The organism is Azonexus sp. MM2026_4, from assembly GCF_055901855.1.
In genome coordinates, this window is record NZ_CM148380.1 from 3,830,528 (window position 1) to 3,855,249 (window position 24,722).

Annotated in this window: 23 protein-coding genes; 12 read left to right on the forward strand and 11 right to left on the reverse strand. The window is 66.6% G+C overall.

Features of this window, described 5'->3' with window-relative positions:
- Positions 1–171: 171 nt before the first annotated feature.
- Positions 172–747, forward strand: a complete 576-nt coding sequence (locus AC0KWY_RS18080) for a hypothetical protein (protein WP_474026871.1) — start codon at positions 172–174, stop codon at positions 745–747.
- Positions 747–1,646 carry a S8 family serine peptidase gene (locus tag AC0KWY_RS18085; protein WP_474026872.1) on the forward strand — a complete coding sequence of 300 codons (900 nt, stop codon included), beginning with the start codon at positions 747–749 and terminating at the stop codon, positions 1,644–1,646. Before AC0KWY_RS18080 ends, AC0KWY_RS18085 begins: the two co-directional genes overlap by 1 nt.
- On the opposite strand, the gene AC0KWY_RS18090 is transcribed toward AC0KWY_RS18085, so the two are convergent.
- A complete protein-coding gene (locus tag AC0KWY_RS18090) occupies positions 1,639–2,637 on the reverse strand; it encodes a diguanylate cyclase domain-containing protein (RefSeq protein ID WP_474026873.1) in 999 nt (332 codons plus the stop codon). The two genes, AC0KWY_RS18085 and AC0KWY_RS18090, sit on opposite strands and share 8 nt — an antisense overlap.
- Before the next feature lie 156 nt (positions 2,638–2,793).
- Here AC0KWY_RS18090 and AC0KWY_RS18095 point away from each other — a divergent pair, with 156 nt between their 5' ends.
- The 5 genes from AC0KWY_RS18095 (at position 2,794) to AC0KWY_RS18115 (ending at position 10,765) form a co-directional block, all read left to right on the forward strand.
- A complete protein-coding gene (locus tag AC0KWY_RS18095) occupies positions 2,794–3,561 on the forward strand; it encodes a 3-hydroxyacyl-CoA dehydrogenase (protein WP_474026874.1) in 768 nt (255 codons plus the stop codon).
- A 56-nt stretch (positions 3,562–3,617) separates the two neighbouring features.
- Positions 3,618–6,056 (forward strand): heavy metal translocating P-type ATPase, encoded by a 2,439-nt coding sequence (locus AC0KWY_RS18100; RefSeq protein ID WP_474026875.1) that lies wholly within the window; start codon positions 3,618–3,620, stop codon positions 6,054–6,056.
- The gene (gene ccoS, locus AC0KWY_RS18105; RefSeq protein ID WP_474029751.1) at positions 6,056–6,247 is read left to right on the forward strand and encodes a cbb3-type cytochrome oxidase assembly protein CcoS; all 192 of its coding nucleotides are present in this window, start codon (positions 6,056–6,058) and stop codon (positions 6,245–6,247) included. The genes AC0KWY_RS18100 and ccoS overlap by 1 nt, the downstream gene beginning before the upstream one ends.
- Before the next feature lie 275 nt (positions 6,248–6,522).
- Complete coding sequence (locus AC0KWY_RS18110) at positions 6,523–7,656, forward strand: toxic anion resistance protein (RefSeq protein WP_474026876.1); 1,134 nt, start codon at positions 6,523–6,525, stop codon at positions 7,654–7,656.
- Positions 7,657–7,660: 4 nt separating this feature from the next.
- On the forward strand, positions 7,661–10,765 hold the full coding sequence (locus AC0KWY_RS18115; RefSeq protein ID WP_474026877.1) for a DEAD/DEAH box helicase: 3,105 nt from the start codon (positions 7,661–7,663) through the stop codon (positions 10,763–10,765).
- Here the strand turns inward: AC0KWY_RS18115 and purT are convergent.
- The gene (gene purT / locus AC0KWY_RS18120) at positions 10,755–11,954 is read right to left on the reverse strand and encodes a formate-dependent phosphoribosylglycinamide formyltransferase (RefSeq protein ID WP_474026878.1); all 1,200 of its coding nucleotides are present in this window, start codon (positions 11,952–11,954) and stop codon (positions 10,755–10,757) included. The genes AC0KWY_RS18115 and purT overlap by 11 nt on opposite strands.
- Before the next feature lie 71 nt (positions 11,955–12,025).
- A complete protein-coding gene (locus tag AC0KWY_RS18125) occupies positions 12,026–12,271 on the reverse strand; it encodes a hypothetical protein (protein WP_474026879.1) in 246 nt (81 codons plus the stop codon).
- 77 nt (positions 12,272–12,348) lie between these two features.
- On the opposite strand from AC0KWY_RS18125, the gene AC0KWY_RS18130 reads away from it, so the two are divergent.
- Together AC0KWY_RS18130 and AC0KWY_RS18135 are read left to right on the forward strand one after the other, a co-directional pair.
- Positions 12,349–13,164 (forward strand): UDP-2,3-diacylglucosamine diphosphatase, encoded by an 816-nt coding sequence (locus tag AC0KWY_RS18130; RefSeq protein WP_474026880.1) that lies wholly within the window; start codon positions 12,349–12,351, stop codon positions 13,162–13,164.
- A gap of 1 nt (position 13,165) precedes the next feature.
- Entirely contained in the window at positions 13,166–14,347 is a 1,182-nt protein-coding gene (locus AC0KWY_RS18135) for a glycosyltransferase (RefSeq protein WP_474026881.1), read from the forward strand.
- A 4-nt stretch (positions 14,348–14,351) separates the two neighbouring features.
- Here AC0KWY_RS18135 and AC0KWY_RS18140 read toward each other — a convergent pair whose 3' ends face one another.
- Both AC0KWY_RS18140 and AC0KWY_RS18145 read right to left on the reverse strand, forming a co-directional pair.
- Positions 14,352–14,726 carry a Crp/Fnr family transcriptional regulator gene (locus tag AC0KWY_RS18140; RefSeq protein WP_474026882.1) on the reverse strand — a complete coding sequence of 125 codons (375 nt, stop codon included), beginning with the start codon at positions 14,724–14,726 and terminating at the stop codon, positions 14,352–14,354.
- Positions 14,727–14,834: 108 nt separating this feature from the next.
- A complete protein-coding gene (locus AC0KWY_RS18145; protein WP_474026883.1) occupies positions 14,835–15,281 on the reverse strand; it encodes a MaoC family dehydratase in 447 nt (148 codons plus the stop codon).
- A 181-nt stretch (positions 15,282–15,462) separates the two neighbouring features.
- Here AC0KWY_RS18145 and AC0KWY_RS18150 point away from each other — a divergent pair, with 181 nt between their 5' ends.
- On the forward strand, positions 15,463–16,587 hold the full coding sequence (locus tag AC0KWY_RS18150) for a glycosyltransferase family 4 protein (RefSeq protein ID WP_474026884.1): 1,125 nt from the start codon (positions 15,463–15,465) through the stop codon (positions 16,585–16,587).
- A gap of 3 nt (positions 16,588–16,590) precedes the next feature.
- Here AC0KWY_RS18150 and gloA read toward each other — a convergent pair whose 3' ends face one another.
- From gloA to glyQ, 6 genes are read right to left on the reverse strand one after another with little or no spacing between them, the layout of a single operon-like run.
- The gene (gene gloA / locus AC0KWY_RS18155) at positions 16,591–16,974 is read right to left on the reverse strand and encodes a lactoylglutathione lyase (protein ID WP_474026885.1); all 384 of its coding nucleotides are present in this window, start codon (positions 16,972–16,974) and stop codon (positions 16,591–16,593) included.
- 11 nt (positions 16,975–16,985) lie between these two features.
- Positions 16,986–17,702, reverse strand: a complete 717-nt coding sequence (locus AC0KWY_RS18160) for a M48 family metallopeptidase (RefSeq protein WP_474026886.1) — start codon at positions 17,700–17,702, stop codon at positions 16,986–16,988.
- The gene (locus tag AC0KWY_RS18165; protein ID WP_474026887.1) at positions 17,683–18,432 is read right to left on the reverse strand and encodes a lysophospholipid acyltransferase family protein; all 750 of its coding nucleotides are present in this window, start codon (positions 18,430–18,432) and stop codon (positions 17,683–17,685) included. The genes AC0KWY_RS18160 and AC0KWY_RS18165 overlap by 20 nt, the downstream gene beginning before the upstream one ends.
- The gene (gene gmhB / locus AC0KWY_RS18170; RefSeq protein WP_474026888.1) at positions 18,429–18,989 is read right to left on the reverse strand and encodes a D-glycero-beta-D-manno-heptose 1,7-bisphosphate 7-phosphatase; all 561 of its coding nucleotides are present in this window, start codon (positions 18,987–18,989) and stop codon (positions 18,429–18,431) included. Before gmhB ends, AC0KWY_RS18165 begins: the two co-directional genes overlap by 4 nt.
- A gap of 6 nt (positions 18,990–18,995) precedes the next feature.
- Positions 18,996–21,104 (reverse strand): glycine--tRNA ligase subunit beta, encoded by a 2,109-nt coding sequence (gene glyS, locus AC0KWY_RS18175; protein ID WP_474026889.1) that lies wholly within the window; start codon positions 21,102–21,104, stop codon positions 18,996–18,998.
- A 1-nt stretch (position 21,105) separates the two neighbouring features.
- Positions 21,106–22,062, reverse strand: a complete 957-nt coding sequence (glyQ, locus tag AC0KWY_RS18180) for a glycine--tRNA ligase subunit alpha (protein ID WP_474026890.1) — start codon at positions 22,060–22,062, stop codon at positions 21,106–21,108.
- Positions 22,063–22,434: 372 nt separating this feature from the next.
- On the opposite strand from glyQ, the gene AC0KWY_RS18185 reads away from it, so the two are divergent.
- Positions 22,435–23,136, forward strand: coding sequence for a transglycosylase SLT domain-containing protein (locus tag AC0KWY_RS18185; protein WP_474026891.1), 702 nt, complete (start codon positions 22,435–22,437; stop codon positions 23,134–23,136).
- A gap of 61 nt (positions 23,137–23,197) precedes the next feature.
- Entirely contained in the window at positions 23,198–24,721 is a 1,524-nt protein-coding gene (locus AC0KWY_RS18190) for a YiiX/YebB-like N1pC/P60 family cysteine hydrolase (protein WP_474026892.1), read from the forward strand.
- The last annotated feature ends 1 nt before the right edge of the window (position 24,722 follow it).

Sequence of the window (24,722 nt, forward strand, 5' to 3'; positions counted from 1 at the left end):
TCCGTCAGGCAGTCGCCGGAACGGCAGACGCCATGCCTTCCTGGTCGCTCTTGTGCGCATCCTGAAACGCGGTCTGAGTTGTTTGGCAATTTCTCGGGGATGTTGTTGCTAAAGTCATATATTATGCCGAAAGTATTTTCCGTTGCTTTCCATGGGCTCGTGATCGTTGCCATGCGTTACCGCACCGTATTTGCTTTCTGCGTCTTCTCGCTGCTGTTCGGGGGCAGCGCGCCGGCCCGTGCCTTTGACTTTCTTGAATCGACGCATCTGATCGATTTGCGCCAGGGGTCGTCGCTGTCGGGGAAGGTCGGCGGTTTGCGCAACTACAGCTATGAATCGGCCTACGGTTCGACAGTCGCCGTCGGCAGATGGTACGCCACGCGTTGGGTTGACGTTCAGGTCAGTTTCTTGACCCAGCTCAATCGGGACATCGGCGTTATCTGGGGACTGAGTACCGGGGAAAAGGGGGAGAAGTACGCGATTGCCCCCAGTTTCAAGCTGGGTTTGCTCTACAGCGTACCGGCATGGGGCAAGGGGCGTCTTGCCGTCAAGGCCTACCACGTGTTTGCGGGAGAGCTCAAGGAACGGAGCTGCACCGCGGATTATGGCGAGATCGGTGGCGTGCGCGAGGTGAACTGCCGCCTGGCGGCTTCGCTGATGACCCCCGAAGAAACGCTGCGTTACAACTTCAACGACAAGCCTTTGGACCGTAATTTCATTTCAATCGAGTATAGAAAGGAATTCTGATGAAGCCAGTCAATTCACACTATCGCCGGAAGCTTTCCGTGATTGTCGGTTTGCTATCGGTAGCGTTTGCCGCGCAGGCGCAAAGCAGCTATTCGTGGATGAGTCCGGAGGTTGGCAAGGCGTGGAATCTTGGCTACAAGGGGCAGGGGGCGACGATCACGGTGGTCGATGATTTCTCCGGCGATTCTCCGTTTTCCGGCAATTTCGGCACCGGCGAAAAGTATCAGGGGCATGGCGACTGGACGTCGCTACAGGCCTCGATGATCGCGCCGGAGGCGGCGGTGGTGCAGCGCAACTGGAGTTCGGAGGCGGTATCGCTGGCGCAGGGGCGTTTGAATGTCCTGAATATGAGCTACGGCATGTATGCGCGTTCCGGCTATGGCGTGAACCGCATCTCCTGGTCGGGGCAGGAGCAATCCCTCATCGATTACGCCAAGGCCGGTGCCGCGGTGATCGCCAAGGCGGCTGGAAATGACGCGGTTGCCGTGGGGCGGGCCAATCGGAGCGGCAATGTTGATTATCTGAATCTGGCATTGAAGGGGGCGCCCTCGGCGATTTTCGTTGGTGCATTGAGCAGCAACGGGACGCCTACGGCGAAGGCCAGCCTGGCTTCTTATTCGAATTACGCCGGCAGCGATAGCACGATCCAGAAAAGCTTTCTGGTTGTGGGGGTGAAGGGCGATACGACCGGCTTGTACGGGACTTCGTTTGCGGCGCCAATCATCAGTGGTTACGCCGCCGTGATCGGCAGCAAGTTCACCGCTGCGACGCCGACGCAAATTGCCAATCAGTTGTTGGCGACGGCGCGTACCGATACGCTGCGCAATTACCGAGCCAGTGTTTATGGTCGCGGAGAAGCGAGTCTGTCGCGGGCGCTGGCGCCTGTGAGCATCAGGTGAGGTTGGCGATCCGGCTTTCTTGAGTACGCGCCAATGGGGCGGGGGCGAGCGTTTCGACGCGGTTGCGCCCCCGATTCTTGGCCTGATAGAGGCACTGGTCGGCGGCTTTGAGCAGTTGTTCCGCTGCAAAGTCGCCGAGGTTTCGGCACGCGGCAATGCCGAAACTGCAGGAGACGAAAGCTTCGATTCCTTGCGTGTGCGGTATGCGCAGTTCACGGACGGCGGTCCGCATGCGTTCGCCGACCGCGTTTGCGCCGCGCTGGTCGGTGCCGGGCAGGATTACGGCAAATTCTTCGCCGCCGTAGCGGGCAACACTGTCCTCGACGCGGAACAGCGATTCACTGAGGGCGTTGGCGACGGCCTTGAGGCAAAGGTCGCCCGCTTGATGGCCGTAGATGTCGTTGAACTGCTTGAAATAGTCCACGTCGCAGAGGATCAGGCTCAGTGGTGCGCCGGCGCGCTGGCAGCGCTTCCACTCGGCGCTCAGGGTGTCGTCGAAGTAGCGGCGGTTGGGGATGCAGGTCAGACCGTCGAGTGTGGATATCTGCTTGAGGCGCCGATGGGCGGCGTGGATGTCGCGTTGCATGCCGACAATGCGCAGCATGGCACGGACCTTGGCCAGCAGGATCACTTCGGATACCGGTTTGTGCAGGAAATCGTCGCCGCCGGCAATGATGCCGCGGGCGACCATATCGTCGTCGATCAGCGGCGACAGGAAAATTACCGGCATCCATAGTGCGAATTCCGCCTCATCCTTCAGGATTTCGCGATTGCGAATGCGCCTGACCAGCTCGATCGCATTGCCGTCGCGCAGATGCATGTCGACCAGCACCAGGCTGGGGGAACGCTCGGCAATCTGTTGAATGGCCTCGCCGCCGTCGTGGGCGAAGGCGACCTCGACATCGCCCAGCTGGCAGAGGCATTCGCCCAGCAGTGCTCGGTTCGCAGCGGAACCGTCGACGACGAGGATTTCGTACTTTCCGGCAGGCATCGGGGCTGGCAGAAAATGATGAGGGCAAATCATACCATCGGCCGCTATGGGCTTGCCGCCCACTTTTTCGTCGGGCGGGGGCGAGGTAATATCTGTCACCGCTCCATACGCTACCGTCTGGAGTGGACGCGATATAACAAATCAAGGAGAAAGCACATGCAATTGAACGACAAGGTTTTCATCGTCACCGGTGGTGGTTCGGGCCTGGGCGCCGCAACCGCGCGGGGGCTGGTCGAGACGGGAGCGCGGGTCGTCCTGGTCGACGTGAATCGCGAGGCCGGCCAGGCGCTGGCGGCCGAGCTGGGGGCAACTGCCCGCTTCGTCGAAACCGACGTCACGAGCGAGGCTTCGGCGCGCGATGCGGTACAGGCGGCGATCTCCGCTTTTGGCGCAGTCCATGGCCTGGTCAACTGTGCCGGCGTCGCGCCGGCCGAAAAGGTCCTGGGCAAGGAGGGGCCGCATCGCCTGGAAAGCTTTGCCAGAGTGATCAATATCAATCTGGTCGGGACCTTCAACATGCTGCGCCTGGCCGCCGAGGCCATGATGAAGAACGAGCCGGATGCCGGTGGCGAACGCGGCATCATCATCAACACCGCTTCGGTGGCGGCCTACGAGGGGCAACTGGGGCAAGCCGCCTACGCCGCCTCGAAAGGCGGGATTGTGGCACTGACTCTGCCCGTCGCCCGGGAGTTGGCGCGCAGCGGTATCCGCTGCATGACGATCGCGCCGGGGATCATGGAAACGCCGATGCTGCTCGGCATGCCGCCGGAAGTCCAGGATTCGCTGAACAAGATGGTGCCCTTCCCGACCCGCATGGGCAAGCCGGCCGAGTACGCCGCGCTGGTGCGGCATATCGCCGAAAATGCCTATCTCAACGGTGAAGTCATTCGTCTGGATGGTGCGATCCGGATGGGGACCAAATAAACTATACTAGGTCCCCGTCCTGATCCGCAAAGGCACTTCGGTGCCTTTTTTGTTGCATGTCCCAAGCTTCCTGCTATCACTGCGGTCTGCCCATTCCCGACGATCTCGTGCTGTCGGTTACGATCAACGGCGAGCCGCGGGCAATGTGTTGTTATGGATGTCAGGCGGTGGCCCAGTCCATTGTCGATAACGGACTCGACGACTACTACCGTAGCCGAGATGCGCTGCCCGAATCGCCACGCGAGGCGATGCCGGCGATTCTCGAGCAGATCGCCTTGTTCGATCACGTGGAATTCCAGAAAAGTTTCGTCAAGGAACTCGGCGAGAACGAGCGCGAAGCTTCCCTGATGCTCGAAGGCATCACCTGTGCCGCCTGCATCTGGTTGAACGAGCAGCACATCGGCAAGCTGCCCGGGGTGATCGCCATCAACATCAATTACGCGTCGCGGCGGGCGCGCGTACGTTGGGACGACAGCCGCATCAAGCTGTCGGATATCCTGCTGGCGGTCGCTGCCATCGGTTATCGCGCTTTCCCCTACGATGCCGCGAAGAACGAGGAAATTTCCCGCAACGAAAGGCGCGATGCCATGTGGCGCCTGTGGGTTGCCGGATTCGGCATGATGCAGGTGATGATGTATGCCTACCCGGTCTACATTGCCAATGGCGACATGTCGGCCGACATCGAGACGCTGATGCGCTGGGCCAGCCTGATCCTGACGATGCCCGTGGTTTTCTACTCGTCCGCCCCATTCTTTCGCAACGCCTGGCGCGATCTCCGGCTGCGCCGTGTCGGCATGGACGTGCCGGTGGCGCTGGGCGTCGGTGTCGCTTTCCTTGCCAGTTGCTGGGCGACACTGATTCAGGCGGGCGAAGTCTATTTCGACTCCGTGACCATGTTCGTCTTTTTCCTGCTCGGCGGTCGTTATCTGGAAATGAATGCGCGCCAGAAAGCCCTGAGCGTGACCGAAGCGCTGACCAAACTGTTGCCGGCCTTCGCCCAAAAAATGCCGAATTTTCCGGCAGATCGTGATACCGAGCAGGTGGTGGTTGCCGATCTGGCGGTAGGCGACTACGTCCTGGTTCGTCCGGGAGACATCATTCCAGCCGATGGCAAGGTGGTCGAAGGGGTCAGTTACGCCAACGAAGCCCTGCTGACCGGCGAAAGCCTGCCGGTTGCCAAGCATCCGGACGACACCGTCACCGGCGGTTCGATCAATGCCGAAAGTCCGCTCGTCGTGCAGGTCGAACAGGTTGGCGAAGGCACGCGCTTGTCGGCGATCATTGAACTGATGGAGCGGGCGTCGCTGGAAAAGCCCAGGATCGTCGAAATCGCCGACCGCATCGCCAGCTATTTTGTCGGCACCTTGCTCGTGGTGGCGTTGCTGACCGCCGTGGGGTGGTATCTGGTGGATCCGTCGCAAGCATTGTGGATCACTGTTTCCGTGCTGGTGGTCACCTGTCCCTGCGCGCTTTCCCTGGCGACGCCGATCGCCCTGACCGTGGCCTCCGGCGCCCTGGCCAAGGATGGTCTGCTGGTAACCCGCGGGCACGCGATCGAAACCCTGGCGCGGGCAACCCATTTTGTATTCGATAAAACCGGGACATTGACCAGCGGCCGCATGCATCTCCTCGATGTCGTGCCGCTCGGCGGCCTCGATCGGGAACATTGTCTGGAACTGGCCGCCGCCCTGGAGCAGGCTTCGGAGCATCCGTTGGCGCTGGCCCTGCGGCATGCGGTGCCAGCCACGGGATATCAGGCAGCGGATTCGCTCAGCGAGCCCGGGCAGGGGGTTGAAGCCGTCGTCGACGGGCGTCGCTATCGCATCGGTCGTCCTGACTACGCCCTAGGGCTCGGTGGTCTTGCCTTGCCGGACGGCGCGGCAAGCTGGCTGGATTGCGGCGATACCATCGTCCTGCTGGCAGATGCCACGGCTTGTCTGGCCTTGTTCCGTATCGGCGACGAAGTTCGCCCCGAGGCGAGGCGATTGGTCGACGACCTGCACAAAGCCGGGCGGCGTGTCACATTGTTGACCGGCGATGCCCCGTCCGTTGCCAAGCGCGTAGCCGATTTCCTCGGGATCAAGGACGTCAGGGCGGGCGTGACACCCGCCGGCAAACATCAGTGCGTCAGCTCCCTGCAAGCGGAAGGCGCCGTCGTCGCGATGGTGGGGGATGGGGTCAACGATGCGCCGGTGCTGGCCCAGGCGCAGGTTTCGATCGCCATGGGCGGCGGCGCGCAGCTGGCGCGGACGCAGTCGGATCTGATCCTGCTCTCGGAAAATCTTCAACACCTGAACCGGGGCCTGAAGCGTGCCGGTTTTAGTTTGCACGTGATCCGGCAGAACCTCTGGTGGTCGTTTGCCTACAACCTTGTCGCCTTGCCGGCCGCCATCGCAGGTTATGTGACGCCGTGGCTGGCGGGGATCGGCATGTCGCTGAGTTCGCTGCTGGTGGTCCTCAATTCATTGCGCATCCAGCGTAAGGAGTATGAATGATGGAAAGCGTTTATTTGCTGGTTCCGGTTTCGGTCATCCTGGTCTTCGGGATTGCCGGAGCATTCTGGTGGTCGGTCAGAAGCGGCCAGTTCGACGACCTTGAGGGCCCGGGTTTCAAAGTGCTGATGGAAGATGATGAGGCCCCCAAAGGGAAGCTCGCAGAACAGGAAGAAAAAGCGGAGAAGATTTGACCTGCATCAATGTGACACGCTGATGAAGCGGGCAACATAGTATCCATGCAAGGCATGTGGCCTTGCGTTGATTCTCTGTTGGGGTTGGGGTGCGTTGCGACGCACCCTTTTTTTTGAGAATCCGCCAAGTCCCGGCGTATTCGTCAGCCTCCTGCCAACCCCTTCGGCAATTGGTTCTGCGACGCCGGTCGTCTGCACGAACCGGTGTGCTCTCTCCCGGCGCGCCTGAGCGGCTAGAATGACGCCTTTGGCATAAGTGTCGGGGGCAGGGGTTCATGACGGCAACAATCGAGGTGTCTTCGTTACGGCAGTTTTTTCCTTCGCCCTTGCTCGATCGTCTGGGCGAGCCGGGAAGCGACGATGCCGTGCAGCTGGCCGACCAGTTGCTCCTGTTGGCGGGCGGCGATGGCGTGGCGCGCGGTGAAGCCGAGGCAAGCCTGCGCGGTTTTGGCGAAAAGCTGCAATTCAAGGCGGCACGCCAGAGCGCGCTGCTCAAGCAGCCCTTGCGCCAGATGGCGGCGCAGAGCGGCGAGGGTTCGGGCGTGGCGGCGACGCTGGTCGACCTCAAGGTGCAGATCGAAGCGCTCGATCCGGCCGGCGTCGATTTCCAGCCCGGCTGGTTCTCCCGCCTGCTCGGCTACCTGCCGTTTGTCGGGACGCCGGCCAAACGTTATTTCTCGCGTTTCGAATCGGCGTCGGCGACCCTCGACGCCATCGTCAAATCGCTGGAAAAGGGCCGCGAGACGCTCAAACGCGACAACATCAGCCTGCGCGCCGACCAGGCCGAACTGCAGGCGCTGGTCGACGAACTGAACGGTGCGCTGGCCTACGCCCAGGCAATCGACGGCCGCCTCAGCCAGCGGCTGGCCGAGGAAATCCCGGACGACGACCCGCGCGCCGCGATCATCCGCGACGAACTGCTGTTCGCGCTGCGCCAGCGCATCCAGGACATCCAGCAGCAGTTGCTGGTGTCGCAGCAGGGCGTGCTGACCAGTGCGCTGATCGTGCGCAACAACGACGAACTGATCCGCGGCGTGAACCGTGCCCTGACGGTGACGGTCAATGCGCTCGGCGTCGCTGTCACGCTGGCGCTGGCTTTGGCCAACCAGCGCATCGTTCTCGACAAGGTCGAGGCGGTCAATCGCAGCACCGAGAAGATCATCGCCGACAGCGCGCGCCAGTTGCGTGCCCAGGGGGCGGCGATTCATCGCCAGGCGGCCTCGGCCCAGCTCGATATCGGCGTCCTGCGCCAGGCTTTCGCCGATATCCGGGCGACCATCGACGAAGTCGCCGGTTTCCGGCGCAATGCGCTGCCGGAAATGGCGCGCAGCATCGAGACACTCGATCAGTTGACCGCCGACGCGGCGGCGTTGGTGCAGCGTCTGCCGGCCGATGGCGGGACGGCCTGAGGCAGTGGCATCGGCCAGCGAAGGCATCGCCGGGCTGCTCTGCTATTTTCGCGACTGCCTGCTGGCCGACGGCGGCGGGCGCGAACTCGACGACTTCCTGGCCAGCGGCGAGAAGGAACACTGGCTGACGCCGCTGGCCGATACGGCGGATGGTCTGCCGGCGGAGATCGTCCTGCCCGAGGCGGTCGGTCGGCGCCTCGCCGGTCTGGTGCAGATTCAGCGCCAGGAACGGCAATTGCTGTTTGGCGCGCGCATCGTCTGCGCCCGTGCGCCGAACGAGGGCAAGCGCTGGCTGCGGGCGCCGCTGTTCCTCGCCGAGGCCCGCCTCGAACAGCGCGCCGGCGTTTTCTACGCCAGCCCCGAGCGCGACAGCCTGCGCCTCAACCCGGCGATCCTGAGCGCCCTGGACCTGCCGCGCGACTGGCTGAACATCGGCGCCGACGATGCCCGGCTGGCCGAGATACTGACGCGGGTCGAGGCCTTGCCGCCGTTGCCGCCTTTCGTCGCCGTCGCCGACTTTCCCAGCCTGCGCGGCGACGCCGCCCGGCGCGCCGACACGGCGGTGCTCTGGCTCAGCGAACGCAGCCGGACGGCGGCGACGACCGCCTTCGAACTGGAAGCGATCGCCGCTGGCGGGACGTTCTCCCCCTGTCTGACGCAGCTGCTGGGCGGTGCCGCGCGGGCCGGTGAGGGGCCACCGCCGGTGCCGGAAGCGCTGCCCAGCCGGCTCAGCGTGGCGCAGGAGAAAGCCTTGCACAACGCCGCCAGCGAAACGCTGAGCGTCATCCACGGCGCGCCGGGGACGGGCAAGACCTTCACCATCGCCGGCATCGTCGCCGACCGCGTGCTGCGCGGCGAAAAGGTCCTCGTCGTCTGCGCCAACGAACACGCCGCCGACGTCGTCCACGACAAGCTGGCGGCCGCTTTCGCCGACGCCGCGCGGCAGGTGGTGCGGGCCGGCGCCGGCGGTTACCGGCAGCGCCTGTTGCAACAGCTCGACGGGCTGCTCGCCGCCGGCGCGGCGCGCCCGGAGGAATCCGCGGCGCAGGCCGGACGTGCCCTGCAGCGGGCGGTGCGGCGGCAGCGGCGGAGCGCCGCCGGGTTTCGGCGCGGCCTGCAGCGGGCCGAGCGCCAAGGCCGGGCGCTGGCCAGCACCTCCGCCGGCCTGTGGTCGACGTTGCGCCTGCGCTGGCTGGCCTGGCGCAGCCGACGCCAGCCGCTGCTCGGCGAGGTCTGGGCCGCCTACCAGCAGGAGTTGCAGGCGCATCAGGTGCTGGCCCGGCGCCGTCTGGCACTCGCCGCGCAGGATGGGCATGCTCGCCTGCTGGCCAGTCACCGGCGACAACTGGCGGCGCTCGCCGTCGCTTTGCGCTCGCGCAGTTCCGGTCACCGCAGCGATCGTCTGGAAGCCATCGACTGGCCGACGCTGACCAGCGCCTTCCCGGTCTGGGTGGTGGCGGCGCCGGCGCTCGATCGCGCCTTGCCGCTCAGTTGCGGCCTGTTCGACCTGCTGGTGATCGACGAGGCGACCCAGTGCAACCTGGCGCTCGCCCTGCCGGCGCTGCAGCGGGCGCGGCGCGCGGTGATCGTCGGCGATCCGCGCCAGTTGCGCCATTTTTCCTTCCTGGCGGTGGCTCGCCAGGAACAGTTGGCGCTCGAACACGGCGTGGCTCATCTGCCGGTCAGCCTCGACTATCGGCAGCAGTCGCTGCTCGACTACGCGATCAACGCGCTCGCCCGGCCGGCGGCGCAGGTCTGGCTGGACGAGCACTTTCGCAGCCATCCGGACCTGATCGATTTCAGCAATCGCCATTTCTACGAAGGCCGGCTGCGCATCGTCACCGACACGCGGCGCCTGACCGAAGCCCCGCCGTTGCAGGTGGTGCGTTGCCCGGTGACGGTCGATGGCGACCTCAATCGCGGCGAGATCGACGCCGTGCTCGCCAGCCTGCGCCGCCTGGTCGAACAGAGCCGCGGGCTGCCGCCGGACGATTGCCCGAGCATCGGCGTGCTGGCGATGTTTTCGGCGCTGGCGCAGGCCTTGCAGAAACGGGTGATGGCCGAGTTCGACCTCGCCACCCTGACCCGCCACGATCTGCTGGTCGCCACGCCTTACGGTTTTCAGGGCGCCGAGCGCGACGTCATCCTGCTCGCCAGTGGCGTCTTCCCCGGCCGCTCGCGCGCCGCCTGGACCTACCTCGAACGTCCCGAGGTCTTCAACGTTGCCGTCACCCGGGCCCGGCGGCGCCAGTTGGTGCATGTGCCGGAAAGGCTCGACGATGCGCCGGCCGGCAGCCTGCTCGTCGCCTACCTGCAGCATGCCCCCGCAGCGGCGGCAACGCCGGCGGTGGCGCCGACCTTCGGCAGCTTGCGCCAGGATCTGGTGGCGGCGCTGGAGGCGCTTGGTTGCCGCTGCTGGATCGATTTCGCCGTTGCCGGGCAGGCGGTCGATCTCCTGGTGCAGCGCGAAACCCGCGTCCTGGCGATCGACCTGGTGACGAACGGCGACGCGGCGTGGACGGCCGGGCGCTATGCCCTGCTGGAACGGGCCGGCCTGCCGCTGCTGCCGCTCGCGCTCGGCGAGTGGCGCTGGCGTCGGGAAGCGGTGATGGCCCGTATCGTCAACCTGCTGGGGACTCCCGAAGCGGCGCCGGAGCTCGCCTGGCAGCGGCGGATCGATGCCTTGCGCTGGCGCTTCGAGAAACTCGGCAACGCCGCTGCCGCCGCCCTGCTCGACACCCTGGGCGAAGCCGCCGGCCAGGCCGGGCGCTGGCTGGCGCGCCGCTTCACGGTGGGCGAGTTGAGTCACCAGCGCTACGCGGCGGCGGTCGAGCAGCTCGTGGACAGCGTGCTCGGCGAACTCGGCGGACTCTGCCTGCTGCTTGAAGAGGGGCGGGCGCTGGACATCGACGACGGCGAACTGGCACAGCGCAGCGCCGCCGATCTCGAACGGGCCCGGGCGGCGGTGGCAGCGCTTGCCGCGCTGGCGCGTCAACTGGCGCTTGCCGAGACGCCGCAGGCGGGGGCGCTCGATGCGGCGCTGGAGGAAATGGCCGGTCTGGAGAAACGCCTCGCCGCCTATCGCGGCAGTCTCAAGCCTACGCCTTGAGCGGCCGCACCCGGCTCGCCGCCAGCTTGGCGCGGCTGCGTGCTTCGTCGGTATCGGCGCCGTTGGCGACGGCGACGCCCATGCGCCGCTTGCTGAAGGCTTCCGGTTTGCCGAACAGGCGCAGGTCGCTGCGCGGTACGGCGAGCGCTTCGGCGAGGCCGGCGAAGGCGATGCCCTTTTCTTCCATGCCGCCGTAGATCACCGCCGAGGCGCCCGGCTCGCGTAGCGCGGTGTCGACCGGCAGGCCGAGGATGGCGCGGGCGTGCAGTTCGAACTCCGAGAAACGCTGCGAACACAGCGTCACCAGCCCGGTGTCGTGCGGCCGCGGGCTGACTTCCGAGAACCAGACCATGTCGCCCTTGACGAAGAGTTCGACGCCGAACAGGCCGCGACCGCCGAGGTTGCCGGTCACCGCGCCGGCGATTTCCTGCGCCCGGGCCAGCGCCGCCGGGCTCATGACCTGCGGCTGCCAGGATTCGACGTAGTCGCCGGAGACCTGGATGTGGCCGATCGGCTCGCAGAAGCGGGTGACCACTTCGCCGCTGGCGTCGCGGGCGCGCACCGTGAGCAGCGTGATCTCGTAATCGAAATCGATGAAGCCCTCGACGATCACCCGGCCTTGATTGACCCGGCCGCCGCTCGCCGCGTAGTCCCAGGCCTTGTGCACGTCGTCCGGGCCGCGCAGCAGCGACTGGCCCTTGCCCGACGACGACATCACCGGCTTGACGATGCACGGGTAGCCGATGCCGCCGTCGATCGCTGCCTGCAGTTCGGCGAGCGAGTCGGCGAAACGATAGGGCGAGGTGGGCAGCCCCAGTTCCTCGGCGGCCAGACGGCGGATGCCTTCGCGGTTCATGGTCAGGCGGGCGGCGCGGGCGGTCGGGATGACTTCGGCCAGGCCTTCCGCTTCCAGTTCGACCAGGGTGTCGGTGGCGATGGCCTCGATCTCGGGGACGATCAGTTGCGGCTTTTCCAGTTCGACCAGACGGCGCAGCGCGGCGCCGTCGGTCATCGCGATGACGTGGGCGCGGTGGGCGACCTGCTGGCCGGGGGCGTTTTCGTAGCGGTCGACGGCGATCACCTCGACGCCCAGGCGCTGCAGCGCGATGACGACTTCCTTGCCGAGTTCGCCGGCGCCGAGCAGCATGACGCGGGTGGCGGAAGGGGAAAGCGGGGTGCCGATCTGCATGGGGGGGCTCGCGGGCGGTAGTGGAAACCGGGCGAATGTAGGCGGCGGCCGGCGGAATTGCAAGTGCCGGCTCAGACGCGCGGTGCCTCGATGCGGAAGCGGCTGACGATGCTCGCCATGTGTTCGGAGAGCTGGCGCACGCCGTCGGCGAAGCTGCGCGTGTGGCCGGCGGTGACGTTGGCGTGGCTCATCAGTTGCTCGATGGCGTCCACCTGGCGGACGATCTGCCGGCTCGACGCATGGCCGACGCCGACCTGCGCGGCGATCTTGCCGACGGTCTCGATCACTTCGCGCGCCGAGCGCTCGATGTCGCCCATCGCGTTGCCCGTCGCTTGTCATCCGGCTGTCACGCCGCGGTCACCAGGCCTTCATGCGGCGCGGCGATGATGCGCCCATGCCAAAAGTCAGAAGCCTGTTTTTATCGGACATCCACCTCGGCACCCGGGCGTGCCAGGCGGAACGACTCCTCGATTTCCTGCGCGAATACCCGGCCGACAACACTTTCCTGATCGGCGACATCGTCGATTTCTGGGCCATGAGCCGCAGCATCTGCTGGACCCGGGCGCAGAACACCGTGGTCCAGAAACTGTTGCGCCGGGCACGCTCCGGCGACCGTGTGGTGTTCATTCCCGGCAACCACGACGAGGTGCTGCGCGAATATTGCGGCATCGTCTTCGGCGACATCGAAGTCGCCGACGAGCTGGTTCACGAGACCGCCGACGGCCGCCGCTACCTGCTCATCCACGGCGATCAGTTCGACCAGGTGACGCGCCACCACCGCTGGGTGGCGGTGCTCGGCGACAAGGCCTACGACCTGCTGGTCCGGCTCAATCACTGGCTGTCCTGGGTCCGCCGCAAGCTCGGCCTAGCCGGCTACTGGTCGCTCGCCGGTTACGCCAAGCGGCGGGTCAAGACGGCGCTCAACTTCATCTTCGACTTCGAGGTCTCGGCTGTCCATCACGCCCGCGAGCGTGGCCTCGACGGCGTCATCTGCGGCCACATCCACTGGGCGACGATGCGCCAGATCGACGGTCTCGACTACATCAACTGCGGCGACTGGGTCGATTCCTGCACCGCCATCGTCGAGCATCTCGACGGTCGCCTGGAGCTGGTCAGCTGGGCCGAGTCGCCGCAAATCCTGCCGCAACTGGCCGCGCCGCCTGAGGCGCTGGCGAAGGAAATGGCAGCAAACGAAACGGCGGAGGTCTGAAATGCGCGTCCTGATGGTGTCCGATGTCTATTTTCCGCGCATCAACGGTGTTTCCACCTCGATCGAGACCTTCCGCCGTGGCCTCGCCGCGCATGGCGTCGAGGTCCGCCTGCTCGTCCCGCGCTACGGCGACGAAGCCGAGCAGCCCGGCATCGTCCGGGTCGGCGGGCGGCCGGTGCCGGGCGACCCGGAAGACCGGCTGGTCGGCTGGCGGGCGATGCACCGCGCGGTGTTCGACGCCGCCGCCGATTGCGACCTGATCCACGTCCAGACCCCGTTCGTTGCCCACTACGCCGGCCTCAAGGCCGCCCGCCTGCGCGGCCTGCCGGTGGTCAGCACCTACCACACGCTGTTCGAGGAATACCTCGAACACTACGCGCCTTGGCTGCCCGGCGGCTGGTTGCGCGCCGCGGCGCGGGGCTTTTCGCGGCGCCAGTGCAACGCGCTCGACGCCGTCGTCGTGCCATCGACGGCGATGCGCCAGCGGCTTGCCGACTACCGGGTGACGGTGCCGCTGCACGTGCTGCCGACCGGTATCCCGCTCGACCAGTTCACCGCTGGCGATGGCGCCGCCTTCCGCGCCGCCCACGGTATCGCGGCGCACCGACCGGTGGCGCTCTTCGTCGGCCGGGTCGCCCACGAGAAGAACATCGAGTTCCTCTTCCACGCGCTGCGCGAGGCGCTGCGCCGTTGCCCGGAGATCCTCCTGGTGGTCGCCGGCGAAGGGCCGGCGATGGTCGAGTTGCGTGCCCGCGCCGCAGCGCTCGGTGTCGCCGGCGCGGTCCGTTTCATCGGCTACCTCGACCGCCGCCGGGAGCTGCCCGATTGCTACGCCGCCGCCGACGTTTTCGCCTTCGCCTCGCGTACCGAAACCCAGGGGCTGGTGCTGCTCGAAGCGATGGCCGCCGGCCTGCCGGTGGTTGCGCTGTCGGCGATGGGCACTGCCGATATCCTCGAAAACACCGCCGGCTGCTTCACGCCGCCGGACGACGCACAGGCCTTCGGCGAAGTGCTCGGCCACGTCCTGGCCCATCGTGAAGCCTGGGGTTACCTCAGTACGGAAGCCCGGCGCGCCGCCGAAGCCTGGTCCGACAGCGCGCTGGCCGGTCGCCTGGCCGGACTCTACCGGCAGCTCGCCGGGGCCCGCCAGCCGCTTGCCGTGCCGCTGGCGGCGGATACCTGAGAACTCAAATTTCCTCGATCGCCGGCATCAGCCGGTCGGTCGCCCGCAGGCGCTCGGCCATCACCCGCATCACCTGCATGGCGAAGAAGGGCGTGTTCTGGATCAGGAACTGGAAGCGCGCCTCGTCGATGGCGACGAACTCGCAATCGCTGGTCGCCAGCACCGTTGCCGAGCGCGGGCCGGGCGAAACCAGGCCCATCTCGCCGACGATGCTGCCGTGCTGCAGGTGTTCGACGACCCGGTTGCCGACGACGATGTCGGCGTTGCCGGTGCTCAGGACATACATCAGACCGCCCTCGTCGCCCTCGTCGAACAGCGTCTGGCCGGCGGGAACGCGGAGGATGGTCGGGTTGTGCGCGAACAGTTCGAAGAAAACCATGGTGCTTTCCGGTGGGTTGAGGTCAGAGGGTTTTTAGCACGAAGGTCATAACCCGGTTATTTCAGGGATGTTACGCGCATCGCTTCGCCTGCTTCGGCGCAGGGGCCGTCAGGTACGGCGTTTCAGCAGGAGATTGACGATGAAGGCGATCACCGCGTCGCCGTGCTGGTTCCTGGCCTGGAACTTGAGGCGGGCGATGCCGCGGTCGGCCCGCGATTTCGACGGGCGCAGCTCAAGCACCTCGACCTCGGTGCGCAGGGTGTCGCCGGGACGCACCGGCGCCAGCCAGCGCAGTTCGTCGATGCCAGGCGAGCCCAGGCTCGACGCCTGGAAGATGCCGCTCTGCACGAACAGGCGGAAACACAGGGCGAGCGTCTGGAAACCGCTGGCGATCAGCCCGCCGTAGGGCGAGCGGGCGGCTTCGACGGCGTCGAGGTGGAAGGGCTGCGGATCGTATTGCAGGGCGAAGCCGATGATTTCGCCTTCGCTCAGCGTGATGCCGGCGGTGTTGAAGGTCTGGCCGACGCTGAGGTCGTCGAGGTAGCGGGTATGCATGGTCGGGGCTCCGGGGGCGGGACGGGGCCAGTATCGCCCGCTTTGCGCCGGTTTGCCACGCGTGGCGGCGGCTGTCATCAAAGCTTAGCGCAGGCCGACTACCTTGACCGCATTTCCGGGAAGCGGCGATGCGCGTCGGCCGCCGGCGCCGGATCGTCGTGCCCGTCCCGCTGGAGAAGCCATGAATCTCGAGATTGCCTTCGTCACCGAAACTTATCCGCCCGAGGTCAACGGCGTGGCGATGACCGTCGGTCGCCTGGTCGATGGGCTGCGCCAGCGCGGCCACCGGGTCGAGGTGTTGCGGCCGCGCCAGGGCCGGGCCGATGTCGGGGGCGAGCACGAGGTAGCGTTCGCCGGCGTCGGGCTGCCCGGTTATCCTGGCCTGCAGTTCGGCCTGCCGGCGGGCGGCGCTTTGCGCCGGCGCTGGCGGCAACGGCGGCCGGACCTGGTGCACGTGGTCACCGAAGGGCCGCTCGGCTGGTCGGCGGTGGCCGCCGCGCGCCGCCTGGGGATTCCGGTGACTTCCGGCTTCCACACCAATTTCGACCGTTACAGCGTGCATTACGGCATGGGCTGGCTGCGCCCGGCGGTCGCCGCCTACCTGCGCATGCTGCACCGGCGGACGCGGGCGACGCTGGTGCCGACCGCGGCGCTCGCCGCCGAACTGGCTGGCGAAGGCGTGCCCGGCGTGCGCGTCGTCGGCCGCGGCGTCGATATCGCACTCTTCGATCCCGCTCGGCGCAGTGCCGAACTGCGCACGCGCTGGGGCGCGGATGGCGTCGGGCCGGTCTGCCTCTATGTCGGCCGGCTGGCGCCGGAAAAGAACCTGGTGCTGGTCGAGAAATGCTTCGCCGCGCTCCAGGTCTGGCATCCGGCGGCGCGCCTGGTATGGGTCGGCGACGGGCCGTCGGCGCGCAAGCTGGCGCACGATCACCCGGATCAATATTTCGCCGGCACCCGGATCGGCGAGGATCTGGCGGAGCATTACGCGAGTGCCGACCTCTTCCTCTTTCCCAGTCTCAGCGAAACCTACGGCAACGTCGTGGCCGAGGCAATGGCCAGCGGCGTGCCGGTGGTTGCCTACCGCAGCGCGGCGGCGGCGGAACTGGTGGTCGATGGCGACAACGGTCGCGTGGTGGCGCCCGGCGACGAGAAGGCCTTCGTCGAGGCGGCGCTGTGGGTGCTCGAAGACGGCGCGCGCCGGCAGCGGATCGGCGAACGGGCGCGCCAGGCCATGCTGGCGCGCGGCTGGCCCGCCGTCGTCGCCAGCTTCGAACGGGCGGTGCGCGAGGCGCTGGCTGGCTGAGCGCTACTGGCGCTCGATCAATTCGACCTTGTAACCGTCAGGGTCCTCGACGAAGGCGATGATCGTGCTGCCGTGCTTCATCGGCCCGGCTTCGCGCACCACCTTGCCGCCGCGCGCCTTGATCGCGGCGCAGGCGGCAGCGGCGTCGGGAACGGCGAGCGCGATGTGGCCGTAGGCGTTGCCCAGCTCGTAGCTGGCGGTGTCCCAGTTGTGCGTCAGTTCGAGCACGGCTTCGCTATCCTCGCTGCCGTAGCCGACGAAGGCCAGCGTGAAGCGGCCTTCCGGGTAGTCGTTGCGGCGCAGCAACTGCATGCCGAGGATTTCGGTGTAGAAGGCGATCGAGCGGTCGAGATCGACGACGCGGAGCATGGTGTGCAGGATGCGCATGGGGTGTCCTTTCAGAATTGCGGCAGTTGCCGGCCAAGGCGGCGCAGTTCGTTGCGCAGCGCCTTCCAGTCCGGGCAGAGTTGTGCGACGACAGACCAGAAACGCGGGCTGTGGTTCATTTCCTTCAGGTGCGCCAGTTCGTGGCAGACGACGTAATCGACGATGGCCGGCGGCAGCAGGAGCAGCCGCCAGTTCAGCGCGATGTTGCCGCGCGCGCTGCAACTGCCCCAGCGCGTGCGCGCCGACGACAGGCGCAACGGCGGCGCGGCGACGCCGAGAAAGGGCGCGAAGTGGGCGAGGCGTTCGCCAAACAGCGCGCGGGCCTTTTCGCGCAGCGCAGCTTCGAGCACCCGGGCGGGGTCGGCGCTGTCCGGCACGGCGAGGCGGATTTCGTCGGCGGCGAAACAGGCGCTGGCGCGCTTTGCCGGCGCGATGCGCAGGCGGGTCGGGCTGCCCAGGAGGTCGAGCACGGCGCCGTCGACGACGGCGAAGCGGGTTGCCGCCGGGCGCTCGCGCCAGCTAGCGAGCTTGTCGAGAACCCAGTCGCCGTGCTGGCGGATCAGCGCCTCGATATCACGCAGCGCGGCGCCTTGCGGGGCGCCGACGCGCAGGCCGCGCTGGTCGATGCTCAGGCCGATGCTGCGCCGGGCGCTGCGGCGCAGCGTGTAGTCGAGCGTCTGGCCGGCGACGACGATGCGCCGTGGCGTCTCAGTCGGCTTTGCCGGCATCCGGGTAACGGTGCGGCGAGAGGCGGCGCATCTCGGCTTCGATCCAGTCCTCGACGCGCTGATTGACCTCCGCATCGCTCATGCCGCTGGCGTCGAAGGCCGGGCCGATGCTGATGGTCGCGGTGCCGGCGCGCTTCAGGAAAGCCTGGCGCGGCCACAGTTCGCCGGCGTCGTGGGCGACCGGCACCACCTGGCAACCGACGTGCGTCGCCAGGTAGGCGCCGCCCGGCTTGTAGCGGCGCTTTTCGCCCGGCGGCACGCGTGTGCCTTCGGGGAAGATGATGACGTAGAAACCTTGCTTGAGCCGCTCGCGGCCCTGGGTGACGACCTGGTCGAGGGCGTTCTTGCCGGCGGCGCGGTCGATCGAGATCATCTTCATCGCCGCCAGGCCCCAGCCGACGAAAGGCAGCTTGAGCAGTTCCTTCTTCAGCACGAAGACGCAGTAGGCACCGTCCGGCACGCAGTCCTGCAGGGTCATCGTTTCCCAGGCCGACTGGTGCTTGGCCATGATGACGCAGGGTTCGGCCGGCATGTTCTCGCGGCCGATGATGCGCGCCCGGATGCCGAGCAGGTTCTCGACGCCCCATTGCGTGCCGAGGCGCCAGATGCGGCCGCAGCGGTAGGCCCAGATGCCGCCGAGCAGCGGTCCGGCGATGACGACCAGCGGCGCGCTGAGCACCGACCAGACGATGGCGTAGGCCATGAACAGGGTGGAACGGACTGCGCTCATTTCTTTTCCTTGCTTTCCTGGGCCAGCAGGTGATCGGTCGCCGCGGCGAGGTTGGCGAAAATCAGCGTGCCGGCGGGCAGATCGCCGTCGTCGCGGGTTTTTTCGCCTTTGCCGGTGAGCACCAGGATCGGCTGGCAGCCGGCGGCGGCGCCAGCCTGCAGGTCACGCAGCGAATCGCCGATGGCGGCGACGCCCTTGAGGTCGGTGTTGAGGGTGTCGGCGATGCGCCGGAACATGCCCGGCTTCGGCTTGCGGCAGTCGCATTTCGAATCGGCGGTGTGCGGGCAATAGAAGATGGCGTCGATGCGTCCGCCGAGTTCGCAGGCGGCCTTGTGCATCTTGCGATGGATGCGGTTGAGCGTATCCATGTCGAACAGGCCGCGACCGACGCCCGACTGGTTGGTGGCGACGACCACCCGGTAGCCGTGCTGCTTGAGGCGGGCGATCGCCTCCAGGCTGCCGGGGATCGGCTTCCATTCCTCGGGGCTCTTGATGAACTGCGCGGAGTCGAAATTGATCACCCCGTCGCGGTCGAGGATGACGAGCTTGGCCGCCATCGCCATTTACGCCGAAAGCCGGGAGAGGTCGGCGACGCGGTTCATCGCCGCGTGCAGCATGGCGAGCAGGCCGAGCCGGTTGGCCTTGAGCGCCGGATCGTCGGCATTGACCATGACGCCGTCGAAGAAGGCATCGACCGGTGCGCGCAGCGCCGCCAGGGCGAGTAGCGATTCGCTGTAGTCGCCGGTGAGGAAGGCGGCGTCGGCCTGCGGCACGACGTCGACCAGCGCCGCGTGCAGCGCGCTTTCGGCGGCTTCGCGCAGCAGTGCCGCGTCGACGCGGGCTTCGACAGCGCCGTCGGCCTTCTTCAGGATGTTGCCGACCCGCTTGTTGGCGGCGGCCAGCGCGGCGGCTTCGGGCAGCGCCGAGAAGGCGCGCACGGCGGCCAGACGCTTGACGATGTCGCCCAGGCGCTGTGGCCGCTGGCTGACCACGGCGTCGACTTCCTGCGCCGTGTAGCCCTGCTCGCGCAGGCTGCCGGCGAGGCGGTCGTAGATGAAGTCGGCCAGTGCCTGCGGGTTCGGGGCGAAGCCCTCGATGCCGTTGAACTGGGCGAAAACGCCGTTGAGCAGGCTGTCGACGGCGAGGTTGAGGTCGCCCTCGGCGAGCATGCGGATGACGCCCAGCGCGTGGCGGCGCAGCGCGAACGGGTCGCGGTCGCCGGTCGGGATCTGGCCGATGCCGAACATGCCGACCAGGGTTTCCAGCTTGTCGGCCAGCGCGACGACCGTGCCGACTAGATAGCGGGGTAGCGCATCGCCAGCAAATCGCGGTTTGTAATGGTCTTCCATTACGCTTGCGAATTCGGCTGTGTAGCCATCAAAAATAGCGTAATAGCTGCCCATGATGCCCTGTAGTTCAGGGAATTCACCGACCATGTCTGTAAGTAGATCAGCCTTGGACAGCATGGCAGCTTGGTCTGCTTGCTTGCCGAGAGCCTCGCCGCCGAGTTGTTCGCCGATCATTCGTGCTATTGCTGCAACACGCTGTACGCGTTCTCCCATCGTGCCCAGTTTGTTGTGATAGACGACTTTTGACAGGCCTGGGAGGCGGTCGGCCAGCGACTTCTTGCGGTCCTGGTCGAAGAAGAACTTGGCGTCGGCCAGGCGCGGGCGCACCACGCGCTCGTTGCCGCCGATCACCGCGCTCGGGTCGGCCGGCGAAATGTTGCTGACGACGAGGAACTTGTTGGTCAGCTTGCCCGCCGCGTCGAGCAGCGGGAAGTACTTCTGGTTGGCCTTCATGGTCAGGATCAGGCATTCCTGCGGCACGGCGAGGAATTCTTCCTCGAACTGGCCGATCAGCACGTTCGGGCGTTCGACCAGCGCGGTGACTTCGTCGAGCAGGGCGTCGTCGTCAATCGGCTTGCCGCCCGCCTGGGCGGCAGCGGCGGCGAGCTGGCGGGCGATCTCGGCGCGGCGCTCGGCGAAGGAAGCGATGACCGAGCCGTCCTTGAGCAGCGTTGCGGCGTAGCTGTCGGCATCGGCGATCACCACCGGATCGACGGCTGCTTCGAAGCGGTGGCCCTTGGTGGCCTTGCCCGATTGCAGGCCGAGCACGGAAACCGGCACCACGTCGCTGCCGTGCAGGGCGACCAGGGCATGCGCCGGGCGCACGAAATTGACGCTGCTCCAGCCGTCGGCCAGCTGGTAGCTCATCACCTTGGGAATCGGCAGCGCGGCGAGTGCGGCTTCGATGGCCTTCTGCAAGCCGTCGGCCAGCGTCGCGCCCTTGGCCAGGCTGTCGTAGAAAAGGATTTCGGCCTTGCCGTCGCTTTCGCGGCGCAGGCTGGCGACGGCGCTTTCATCAGCGCCGAGCGCGGCGAGCTTCTTCAGCAGTGCCGGCGTCGCGTTGCCGGCGGCGTCGAGACCGACCGAAGCCGGCATCAGCTTCTGCACCACCGGCTTGTCAGCGGCGACCGCTGCAACGGCGGTGAGGTGCGCGGCCAGGCGGCGCGGCGAGGCGTAAGCGGTGACGGTGGCGCCTTCGGCAGCCAGGCCGTCCTTCTTCAGCGAAGCGGCGAGCGCGGCGGCGAAAGTTTCACCGAGTTTTTTCAGCGCCTTGGGCGGCAGTTCTTCAACGAACAGTTCAACGAGGAGGTTCTTGGCAGTCATCTCAGGCGGCTTTCTTGGCGTTCTGTTCTTCGAGCTTGGCCAGCACTTCGTTGGCCCAGTCGCGCGGCGCCATCGGGAAGCCGAGGCGGGCGCGCGATTCGAGGTAGGCCTGGGCGACGGCGCGGGCCAGGTTGCGGATGCGGCCGATGTAGGCGGCGCGCTCGGTGACCGAGATGGCGCCGCGCGCGTCGAGCAGGTTGAAGGTATGGGCGGCCTTCAGCACCTGTTCGTAGGCCGGCAGCGCCAGTTGCGCGCCCATCAGGTGCTGCGCCTGCTTTTCGTGGGCGGCGAAGGCGTGGAACAGGAAATCGACGTCGGAGTGTTCGAAGTTGTAGGTCGATTGCTCGACTTCGTTCTGGTGATAGACGTCGCCGTAGGTCAGGCCGTCGGTCCAGGTCAGTTCGAAGACGTTTTCGACACCCTGCAGGTACATCGCCAGGCGTTCGATGCCGTAGGTGATTTCGCCGGTGATCGGCTTGCAGTCGATGCCGCCGACCTGCTGGAAATAGGTGAATTGCGTGACTTCCATGCCGTTCATCCAGACTTCCCAGCCCAGGCCCCAGGCGCCGAGCGTCGGGTTTTCCCAGTCGTCCTCGACGAAGCGAACGTCGTTCTTCTTGAGGTCGAAACCGAGCGCTTCCAGCGAGCCGAGATAGAGCTCAAGAATGTTGTCCGGCGCCGGCTTCAACACCACCTGATACTGGTAGTAGTGCTGCATGCGGTTCGGGTTCTCGCCGTAGCGGCCGTCCTTCGGGCGGCGCGACGGTTGCACGTAGGCGGCTTTCCACGGTTCCGGGCCGATGGCACGGAGGAAGGTGGCGGTGTGGCTGGTGCCGGCGCCGACTTCCATGTCGTACGGCTGGAGCAGGGCGCAGCCCTGGGCGCTCCAGTATTGCTGCAGACGCAGGATGATTTCCTGGAAGGTCGGCTTTTTGGCGGATGTGTTGCTGGTCGTCATCGGACGCACTCGGTAAGACGGAAAGCGACGATTTTACAGGCTTTTGCCTGCCCCGGCAGCCTGCTGGCCAGTCGCCGGGCAGGCCGGGCTTTGGCGCCGGAACGGGGGCGTTCGGGCGGGATGTCCTTGTCTTAAATATGCTGTCGCTGCCAGGGTCGATCCCGGCGCGTTGCCGGGGGTTTGTTGACTTGTTCAAATAAATCAATAGAATGCGCAAAGTTTGTTGCGGTGCAACACCGGTGTTTCCTCCGTCTCCGGCCAGACTCGGCCTGGTGGAAACCTTGCTTCCTCCCACGGAGGAATGGCCCGGTGTCGTACCCCCCGTAACCGTTCGCCGATGTTTTTGGTCGGTGGCACAGTGAAGGAGGGCGCATGTTCGCTTCGCAGTTCCTTTCCCCCGCAGTTCAGCGGGTAGTCGCGGCCGTCTCGCACGTCGTCCGCAAGTTTCTGATGTTGGCCGGGCTGGTTTTCGTGCTCGGCCTGGCCGGCTCCTTCCAGGGCCAGGCCGGTTTCCTGCAGGGTTTGCAGGCGATGTTCCCGGCCGGGGTCAGTGCCAGCGAGCCTGCCGCGGCGGCGGCCGTGCAGTCGGTGGCGCAAGTCGAGGCGGGACGCCTGGTGCCGTCGATGCTGAAGGCCTTGAACGACGTCGCCCGCCGTTACCGGGTGTCGCGCGAAGCCTTGCTGCCGATCTTCCTGGCTGCCCAGGATAGCGCCCGCGAGCAGGGGCTCGATCCGCTGCTGGTGGTGGCGGTGATCGGCGTTGAATCGGGCTTCAACCCGTTCTCGCAGAGCGTCGTCGGTGCCCAGGGCCTGATGCAGGTGATGCCGCGCTTTCACGCCGACAAGCTGCCGCAGGACGCCGGTGAGCTGCCTTTCTTCGACCCGGTGACCAACGTCCAGGTCGGTACCCGCATCCTGCGCGAGTCGATCGCTCGCAATGGCGGCCTGGTTCCCGGCCTGCAGCAGTTCGGCGGGGCGGTTGACGATCCGGCGCAGCGTTACGCGAGCAAGGTGCTCGGCGAGCGCCGGCGGCTCGAGGCTGCGCTCCGCCAGGGAACGCAGCAGAGCGCCTGAGCGGCGCTGCCGGGCGGGCGTATTTCAATGTAATATCTGAGCCCTCTTCCCGGGGGTGACGATGAAATCTGTTTCGCTTGCTGTTGCCGCGGCGCTATGTTGCGGCGTGCTGGCCGGGGCGCCGGCCCACGCCGAAGACGGTCTTGGTGTCGGCCTGACGCCGCTGCCGCAGTGTGGCGCGCCGCTGGCGCTCGATGCGCCGTTCGAGATGGCGAGCCGGATCGCCGAGTATCAGGCGCTGACCGAGGAAGTGCTGAGCCTGCGGGCGCGGGCGATCGATTACCTGGAGGTCCTGAAGGCCCGCGATGCGCGCGGCGAAGCCCTGTCCGGCGCCGACCTGCGGCGCCTCAACGAGGGGGCGGCGGCACTGCTCGACCAGCGCCGGCGCCTGCTGACGGTGGCCACCGAGCGCGAGTGCTGGCTCGACCAGCCGATTCCGGCCGATCCGGCGCGGGCGCGAGTGCTGGCGGCCGGGGTGGCGATGTCGCTGTCGGCGGCGCTGATGCTCTACGACAACTACCTGTCGGCGGTCGGTCTCTACCGCGCTAATCCTTTCCTGCGCCAGCACCTGAACAGCCGCGACAGCGGCTTCGCGATTCCGAGCGGGGCGTTGAACCGCATCTCGCTGTCCTTCAACTCGGCGGTCAATCGCGCCCGCACCCGGCGCGCCCTCGAATGGTACGAAGCGCATGGCCGCCTGCTGGCGAATTCGCCGGTCGACGGCGAGCGCTACCTGGCGGCGCTGATCGAGCAGAGCCCGTCCTACCAGATGGTGCGCCAGGTGCAGCCGCTCGGTTACGTCGGCAGCATGCTCAATTTCTTCAGCGCCTTCTCGATCGATACGCTGAACCGCCTGAAGAAGGAAGGCGTCAATCTCTCCAGTCTGCTGTTCGGCAACGCTGCCGGGCTGGTCGAGACGCGGCGCGGCAAGCTCGACGGCCAGGCGCCGGTGCTCGAGAAACTGGCGGGAACGGTGCAGGCCGGCGACGTGCTGCTTGAAAAGACCCCCTTCCGTCTCACCGATACCTTCATTCCCGGCCACTACGGCCACGTCGCGGTCTGGGTCGGCAACGAGGCGGAACTGCGCCGCCTCGGCATCTGGGAGCACCCGGTGGTGCGTCCCTACCAGGCCAACATCCGGGCCGGCCGCGGCGTCGTCGAGGCACTGCGCTCGGGGGTCAAGATGAACACCCTGCAGCATTTCCTCAACATCGACGATCTTGCCGTCCTGCGCCCGCGCCGGATGGAAGACGCGGCGCGCGCCGAGGCCGTGCTGCAGACCCTGCGCCAGGTCGGCAAGGCCTATGACTTCAATTTCGACGTCGAATCGACCGATCGCATCGTCTGCTCGGAACTGGTCTATCACGCCTACGGCGATGTGCGCTGGCCGACCAAGCGTCAGCTCGGCCGGGTCACCATCAGCCCCGACAACGTCGCCGCCGAAGCCACTGGCAACGGCGCCTTCGCCGTCGAACTGCTCTACCACGACGGCAAGGAGCAGACCGCCGAGCGCGGCGAATTCGTGCGCGGTTTGCTGAAGTCCGACGTCGTCAGGATGGCGCGCGGCGGCGACGGCGCCCGCTGAG

Excerpts from the sequence above, each read along its gene's own strand:
- AC0KWY_RS18080 (WP_474026871.1), top strand. The coding sequence starts at position 172 with ATGCGTTACCGCACCGTATTTGCTTTCTGCGTCTTCTCGCTGCTGTTC.
- AC0KWY_RS18085 (WP_474026872.1), top strand. The coding sequence starts at position 747 with ATGAAGCCAGTCAATTCACACTATCGCCGGAAGCTTTCCGTGATTGTC.
- AC0KWY_RS18090 (WP_474026873.1), bottom strand. The coding sequence starts at position 2,637 with ATGCCTGCCGGAAAGTACGAAATCCTCGTCGTCGACGGTTCCGCTGCG.
- AC0KWY_RS18095 (WP_474026874.1), top strand. The coding sequence starts at position 2,794 with ATGCAATTGAACGACAAGGTTTTCATCGTCACCGGTGGTGGTTCGGGC.
- AC0KWY_RS18100 (WP_474026875.1), top strand. The coding sequence starts at position 3,618 with ATGTCCCAAGCTTCCTGCTATCACTGCGGTCTGCCCATTCCCGACGAT.
- ccoS (WP_474029751.1), top strand. The coding sequence starts at position 6,056 with ATGGAAAGCGTTTATTTGCTGGTTCCGGTTTCGGTCATCCTGGTCTTC.
- AC0KWY_RS18110 (WP_474026876.1), top strand. The coding sequence starts at position 6,523 with ATGACGGCAACAATCGAGGTGTCTTCGTTACGGCAGTTTTTTCCTTCG.
- purT (WP_474026878.1), bottom strand. The coding sequence starts at position 11,954 with ATGCAGATCGGCACCCCGCTTTCCCCTTCCGCCACCCGCGTCATGCTG.
- AC0KWY_RS18125 (WP_474026879.1), bottom strand. The coding sequence starts at position 12,271 with ATGGGCGACATCGAGCGCTCGGCGCGCGAAGTGATCGAGACCGTCGGC.
- AC0KWY_RS18130 (WP_474026880.1), top strand. The coding sequence starts at position 12,349 with ATGCCAAAAGTCAGAAGCCTGTTTTTATCGGACATCCACCTCGGCACC.
- AC0KWY_RS18135 (WP_474026881.1), top strand. The coding sequence starts at position 13,166 with ATGCGCGTCCTGATGGTGTCCGATGTCTATTTTCCGCGCATCAACGGT.
- AC0KWY_RS18140 (WP_474026882.1), bottom strand. The coding sequence starts at position 14,726 with ATGGTTTTCTTCGAACTGTTCGCGCACAACCCGACCATCCTCCGCGTT.
- AC0KWY_RS18145 (WP_474026883.1), bottom strand. The coding sequence starts at position 15,281 with ATGCATACCCGCTACCTCGACGACCTCAGCGTCGGCCAGACCTTCAAC.
- AC0KWY_RS18150 (WP_474026884.1), top strand. The coding sequence starts at position 15,463 with ATGAATCTCGAGATTGCCTTCGTCACCGAAACTTATCCGCCCGAGGTC.
- gloA (WP_474026885.1), bottom strand. The coding sequence starts at position 16,974 with ATGCGCATCCTGCACACCATGCTCCGCGTCGTCGATCTCGACCGCTCG.
- AC0KWY_RS18160 (WP_474026886.1), bottom strand. The coding sequence starts at position 17,702 with ATGCCGGCAAAGCCGACTGAGACGCCACGGCGCATCGTCGTCGCCGGC.
- AC0KWY_RS18165 (WP_474026887.1), bottom strand. The coding sequence starts at position 18,432 with ATGAGCGCAGTCCGTTCCACCCTGTTCATGGCCTACGCCATCGTCTGG.
- gmhB (WP_474026888.1), bottom strand. The coding sequence starts at position 18,989 with ATGGCGGCCAAGCTCGTCATCCTCGACCGCGACGGGGTGATCAATTTC.
- glyS (WP_474026889.1), bottom strand. The coding sequence starts at position 21,104 with ATGACTGCCAAGAACCTCCTCGTTGAACTGTTCGTTGAAGAACTGCCG.
- glyQ (WP_474026890.1), bottom strand. The coding sequence starts at position 22,062 with ATGACGACCAGCAACACATCCGCCAAAAAGCCGACCTTCCAGGAAATC.
- AC0KWY_RS18185 (WP_474026891.1), top strand. The coding sequence starts at position 22,435 with ATGTTCGCTTCGCAGTTCCTTTCCCCCGCAGTTCAGCGGGTAGTCGCG.
- AC0KWY_RS18190 (WP_474026892.1), top strand. The coding sequence starts at position 23,198 with ATGAAATCTGTTTCGCTTGCTGTTGCCGCGGCGCTATGTTGCGGCGTG.